We start from the raw sequence: 6568 nt of genomic DNA, 5'->3' as shown, positions 1-6568 counted from the left end.
AAAGTAGTGAAAGTTGTACGGGTTGTTGATGATTTATATTAATTAAATTAAAAGAGAGAGTTGTTCTCTAATCCTTCAAAATATGTATCAATTTCCAGGTCCGGGGAACTGGCCGCTGCAACGGCTAATTTATCACAAAGCTCATTTTCAAAGTGCCCTGCGTGACCTTTTACCCAATGCATGGTAGGTTTATGAAGGTTGTAAAGTTCTATGAATTTTTTCCAGAGATCCGGGTTTTTAACATTTTTCCAACCTCTTTTGATCCACCCGCTAATCCAGTTCTGATTAACAGCGTCAGCTACATACTTACTGTCGGTATACACATGAATATCATTTTCTGTAGACTTCAATTTTTCTAATGCAGAAATTACAGCAAGGAGTTCCATTCTGTTGTTGGTAGTTTTCCGAAATCCTTTAGAAAATGTTTTCTGATAATTTTTTTCAGGAACGCGCATAAGAATTCCATATCCGCCTTTTCCAGGGTTTCCGCTACATGCACCGTCTGTATAAATTTCGATTTTCAAATGTCTTTTATAAAAATTGAATTATTTAAAACGGGAAATCGTCATCGTCATCAAAATCATTCATGGAGGAACCTGAAAGTTTCGAACTGTCCGGAAGATCAAATGCAGCTCCCGGTTGGATTGTTGTTTTAATTTTGTCAAAACCGCTTGGTTCGCCAAAGTTTGATGGATATCCACCTCCGGCACCTCCATCAAAAGCAGCTTCAATATCACCGAATTTTGCAAAATGTTTTAAGAAAGATAATCTTACATCGGCAGTTGCACCATTTCTGTGTTTTGCAATAATTAATTCAGCTTGATTTTCTGTTGAAGTTTCCTGTCCTTCCTCATCATTGTCCCAAACAGTGATTTTATAATATTCCGGTCTGAAGATAAAAGATACGATATCCGCATCCTGCTCAATTGCTCCGGATTCCCTTAGATCTGAAAGCTGAGGTCTTTTTCCGGGACGTGTCTCCACACTACGGGAAAGCTGGGAAAGTGCAATTACAGGGACATTTAATTCCTTTGCGATTGCTTTTAATGAACGGGAGATCATGGAGATTTCCTGTTCACGGTTTCCTACTCCTTTTCCGCCACCACCGGCAGTCATAAGCTGAAGGTAGTCGACCATGATCAGTCTTACCCCATGCTGCATTACCAGTCTTCGGCATTTTGCACGGAAGTCGAAGATAGAAAGCGAGGGAGTTTCATCAATATATAAAGGAGCATTTTCCAATTCAGATACGTTGGAGAACAGTCTTTGCCATTCTTCGTCATCAAGTGTTCCCTTTCTTAGTTTTTCGGATGAAATTCTTGTTTCAGAAGCAATCATCCTGGTGATAAGCTGTACAGAGGCCATCTCGAGAGAGAACAGTGCCATTGGGATTTTGTGACCTACAGCAATATTTCTGGCCATTGAAAGAAGAAATGCGGTTTTCCCCATCGCCGGACGTGCTGCAATGATGATAAGGTCAGAATTCTGCCAGCCACCGGTTTCTTTGTCTACATCACGAAATCCTGAAGGAACTCCTGAAAGCCCCTGTTTATCTTTTAAAGATTTGATGGTATCAATAGCTTGTTTTACTAATGAATTAGCAGTATCAAAGCCTTTTTTAATAGTTCCGTTCGTAATTTCAAAGAATGATTGTTCCGCTTTATCCAGCAGTTCAAATACATCAGTGGATTCTTTATAGGAAGAATCAATTACATTGGCAGAAACATTGATAAGGCTTCTCAAAATGTATTTTTCAAGAATAACACGAACATGGTATTCAATATGAGCAGATGAACTTACTCCCATGGTAAGGTCAATAATATAATGATCTCCTCCTGCCTGGCTTAGTTTATCCTCTTTTTTAAGATCCTGAATAATGGTCATTAAATCTACAGGATGGTTGCCTTCGTAAAGCTTTAAGATTGTAGAAAAAATAACCTGGTGTCTGGGATCGTAAAATACTTCCGGAGTAAGGAGGTCAATAGAATGGTCAAGACCTTTTTTGTCAATCAAAAAAGTTCCGATAACAAGTCTTTCGAAGTCTACTGCATTAGGAGGCATTTTTCCATCCGCAATAGACAGTTCTTTTGCAAAGTTTCCGTGTGTAAGGGATGATAATGTTTCTTTCTGCGCCATAGTGCAAAGATAGTTTATTTAAAAAATATTTAAAAAATAGTATTCAACAAATTATTAGTAGTCTATGTGAAAATGCGGTTAATAGGGGGTTGGGTATGTTGATAAAAAAAATCACCTCAATTGAGGTGATTTTTTATGGTATGAATGAGAAGTTACTCTCTGTTTTTCACGATGATCCATCCTGAGAATTTGAATGGAGTGTTCTTGCTGTTGTTCTCATTCCATGTTAAGGAATACCAGTAAGTACCAGTAGGTATTTTCTTACCTGCAATTGTACCGTCCCATTTGTATCCGTTAGATTTATCGGCCTGGTGAATTTTTACACCATATCTGTCGAAAATATTCAATGTCAGGTTTTGCTTACCTGCTATTGCAGAATAATCAAGAACGTCATTAATTCCATCTCCGTTTGGTGTAATAACATTTACAATATTAGGAACCACTACTTCCACTACAATAGGATCACAATCATAAGCATCTTTTACATATATCTTATAGTTGCCTCTTGCTACATTGGTAAATACATTGGAATCCTGCCATACAACATTATCTATGGAGTATTTATAATCAGGAGTTCCACCCGTTACATTTACAGTAATGTTTGTAGTAGATACATCAATGTTGGAGATCACCGGTTGTTCAGAAGGGTATACTGTAACCTTTTGAGTAGTAGTACATTCTCCTGTTCTGGTTGTTAGTTTTACCCAATAAGTACCAACTCCAACATCGCTAATGCTTTGTGTAGTCGCTCCGGTACTCCATTCGTATTTCTTGAATCCAGGTCCTGCGTCCAGAGTGGTTTTGTCTTCCATACAGATGATTTTATCCTTAAGCACGCTGGATGTTACCGGAGGAAGTACCTGAAGTGTTATTTTAGCAACAGTGAAACATCCAAGTTCATCATATACTCTTACATATACCACACCATTTGGTGCCATATAAGTTTGGTAGTTTAAGATTTCATTGGTAGCATCTACAGCGTCAGCCATTGAAGGGTAATACTTTTTCTTCGTTCCGTCAGCAGGTACTGTGATCGGAGCGTTGTCAAGATTGAACATACCCATAGAAGGATTTGATTCCAAATGACACTCAGTTAATGTAGGGTCAGGAAGAGCCTTTACCAGTGGATGGAATTTTAATTTAATTTCTGTAATTGTAATACATCCATATTCATTGGTAGCCTTTACAAACACAGATCCTTCAGCAGAAACATACTGATAAGGATTGGTTATTTCATTGATGCCATGATCAAGGTCGTACATTGAAGGGTAATACTTCACATTCAGGTTTGGAGTTAATCCTATATTGGCTGATGATAAGTCATAAAGTGCCGTTCCTGAGTTGTTGTTGCTACATGAAGTAATTTCCCCTGGAGTGAGTGTAAAAGACCTGTCAGAAAACTTGATATTTCCAAATTCCCTACATTGATTTAAAAAGGAGAGGGGTTTGGTAGGATCAGCATATGAAATAGAATAGGTGTATTGAGTTGTTGTGTTAACCGGAATAGGAGTTGTTATAGGATCGTAGTCGCTGGCAGCATCAGCAGCACTGCGGTAATATTTTATAACAAAATTTGGGTTGTTATTTCTGATGTGGTTTGATAATGTGGCAAAATCAAATGTTACCGGATTGCCGCAAATATCAATATCCCCGTCATTTTTTGCTCCCGGCTTTAGGAAAGGAAAAGGTTGATAAATTTTTAATGAATTATTATCAAATGGGGTAAGCAATGTTGCTGTTCCACCAAAGCTTAATTTAAAAGGAGCAATTTCAGGGGAATAGTTATTTAATAGCAAATGATATACTTCACCCGGAAGTACATCAATATATTTTACAAAACCAATTCCACCGCCATCTTCAGTAGTCTCTGTTGCAGTCATGCTAAGGCCGGTAAGAGGCCTGCTTATTAAGTTGCTCATCCCTGCATAAGAACATCGCAAAGGAGTTTCTTTGATGTTGCTGCAGCTGTGATTGGGTCCATATAGTGCAAAATCATAATCAATATTGTAAGCATTAGGTCCCATAGGGGTAATAAGGAAGGTTAATGTTCCTGGCGTTTGTATACTGAAGGTAAACCAGATAGAATTACTCTCACTGTTTAGACAGCCGCTTCCTTCTTTTACGCTTCCGCTTCCGTTAGGTTTTAGCGAGATTTCTGAATCACTACAAATAGGGATAGCAGTGATACAGTCCTGTTGTGCAAAAACCATTTGGGTAATGAAAATTAGAAAAATCAGTAGATATTTTTTCATTTTTTGGCCGATTTAAAATTGAATACTTAAAGTAAATTATTTGTTTCCAGGGATAAGTTGTTTACCCCATCCAGGTACAGAATTCGAGGTTGTAAATCCTGTTGCTGCTTTTTGGTATTGAGCTTCAGCATCGGTCTTGTTGCCAGATTTTTCAGCTGATTTTGCTTTTAAGATTGCTAGCCTTGGGTTATTTGGATCAGAGCTTTCTGCTTTTGCAATGTATTTTGATACTTCCTGTATCGCTTTTGCCGGATCGTTATAAACACCCAATTCTATTTTTTGTAATGTGATAAGCCCTATAAGGATATTGTTTTCCGCATTGTCGGGTTGGGAAAGTGTACCTCCAAGAGCGAATTTTTCGGCTGTAATACTTGAATTGGCAGCTGAAGCAGGAGATTTCTTTGATAGAAGGTCTGCTTTAAGATACATAGAAACAGCGGCATAGTGAAAAGCCTGCCATTTTTCAGAAGTATTAGTCTCCGTGAATTTCTTAAACAATTTGTCATAATCACCTTCAGTATTGATGGTGTTGAGCTGTAAAGCACTTTGTTGTAATGCTTTATCGGTAAAAGTCTGGGCGCTTGCCCACAAGCCAGTTACGAAAAAGCTTAAAATAAATAAAATTTTATTCATAAAGGGGATATTTGTAGCAAATATATGAAATTATTAATGTTTGGTGATCTATTTTGATATATATTTAAATAATATGCTATGTTGTTTTGTAATACTGTATTTTTGTTATTGTATTCTAAATATGTGAGTATTGTAGCAGAAGGGTATTTGTGGTTTTTAATTTTAAATAAAAATGATGAATTGTTTTAAAATAAATTAGATATAAAATAAAAATAAGGATAGAAAATGTCCTATCCTTATTTGTATATATTTAATTTTAATTGATTTAAGTGTTTTTAAATCAATTGGCGATAAGATTATCAATATTGCATCTTTCTTAGCTTAGGGTTAGTGCTTCCAACAATCAGAGCAACCAGGACAGTCATACATCCGCCAAATACCACGGAGCGGACTACACCTAATGCTTTAGCCATTAATCCGCTTTCAAACTGCCCCATTTCATTGCTGGACATAATGAAGATGGAATTTACACTCAATACACGTCCTCTTATATGGTCAGGGGTTTTGAGCTGTACAATAGTTCCTCTGATAACTACAGAAATACCATCAAGCATTCCACTTAATACCAGAAACATAAATGAAAGCCAGTAAAGTTTGGATAACCCGAATCCAATGATACAAATTCCAAATCCTGTAACCACTGCAAGAAGTATTTTCCCTTGGTTTTTTCGTAAAGGAACAATAGATAAAAGTGTAATGATGCACATAGAACCAATATCAGAAGCTGCATTCAGTAAGCCGAAACCTTCTGCTCCTGAGTTCAGAATGTCTGTAGCAAATACCGGAATCATAGCCACTGCTCCCCCAAATAATACAGCAAACATATCCAGACATAAGGCGCCTAAAATTTCCTTTGTTTTAAAGATATAAGAAATTCCTTCACGCATGCTTTCCACTACATCTACTGTTTCTTTTTTATTTTCTGAATATTGCTTATTAAGTTGCCAGAAAAACAGGGAAGCTATAAATATCAGGGATAAAATCACAACCAATGTCCATTGTATACCAATATATCCGATCAGAAGCCCGCCAATAGCATGTCCGCATACCGAAGAAATAAGGAATGTAGCCTGATTAAGCGTGACAGCATTAGGAAGGTTTTCTTTCTTTACGATTTTAGGAATCATTGAAGGAACAATAGGGCCAATGAAAGCCCTTGCTATTCCGGTGAAAAAAATAACTCCATAAATGTAATAAGTGATCTGATGTCCTGTAAAATGCATTTGAACATTGAAAAAAGCAGGAATTAAAAGTAAGCCGATCAGAAAAATATAAGCGTAATTACAGATCAGCAGGAGCTTCTTTTTTTCATTCATATCAATAACGTGCCCTGCATATAAAGCACAGCTAACGGCAGGAATAACCTCAGAAAGTCCGATAAGACCAATTGAAAAAGGATCTTTGGTTAATTGGTATACCCACCATCCCAATAAAGTGGCAAGCATTCTGAAAGCTAAAACAATAAAAAATCTCCCGGTAAGAAGATTTCTGAACTCAACATTTTTTAATGTTTGTAACGGGGTAAAGGAAATCATGAACAAAAATAG

The 6568-nt window shown here is 37.0% G+C and carries 5 protein-coding genes; all 5 read right to left on the bottom strand.

The genetic code is table 11. From position 1 onward, the window contains the following. Positions 1-47: 47 nt before the first annotated feature. The 5 genes from rnhA to BBH99_RS02850 all read right to left on the bottom strand — a co-directional run bounded on the left by rnhA (position 48) and on the right by BBH99_RS02850 (position 6556). On the bottom strand, positions 48-524 hold the full coding sequence (gene rnhA / locus BBH99_RS02870) for a ribonuclease HI (RefSeq protein WP_066691708.1): 477 nt from the start codon (positions 522-524) through the stop codon (positions 48-50). 25 nt (positions 525-549) lie between these two features. After that, positions 550-2136 carry a replicative DNA helicase gene (gene dnaB / locus BBH99_RS02865; protein WP_066691705.1) on the bottom strand — a complete coding sequence of 529 codons (1587 nt, stop codon included), beginning with the start codon at positions 2134-2136 and terminating at the stop codon, positions 550-552. 152 nt (positions 2137-2288) lie between these two features. Next, on the bottom strand, positions 2289-4388 hold the full coding sequence (locus BBH99_RS02860) for a T9SS type B sorting domain-containing protein (protein WP_066691702.1): 2100 nt from the start codon (positions 4386-4388) through the stop codon (positions 2289-2291). Positions 4389-4424: 36 nt separating this feature from the next. Beyond that, complete coding sequence (locus BBH99_RS02855) at positions 4425-5021, bottom strand: tetratricopeptide repeat protein (RefSeq protein WP_066691695.1); 597 nt, start codon at positions 5019-5021, stop codon at positions 4425-4427. Between the two features lie 299 nt (positions 5022-5320). Continuing rightward, positions 5321-6556 carry an MFS transporter gene (locus BBH99_RS02850; protein ID WP_066691686.1) on the bottom strand — a complete coding sequence of 412 codons (1236 nt, stop codon included), beginning with the start codon at positions 6554-6556 and terminating at the stop codon, positions 5321-5323. Between the last annotated feature and the right edge of the window lie 12 nt (positions 6557-6568).

Origin of the sequence: Chryseobacterium contaminans, from assembly GCF_001684955.1 — a bacterium.
Taxonomy (GTDB): Bacteria; Bacteroidota; Bacteroidia; order Flavobacteriales; family Weeksellaceae; genus Chryseobacterium; species Chryseobacterium contaminans.
The sequence above is the reverse complement of the archived record's forward strand: the minus strand, read 5'-3'. Positions and strand labels throughout refer to the sequence as shown.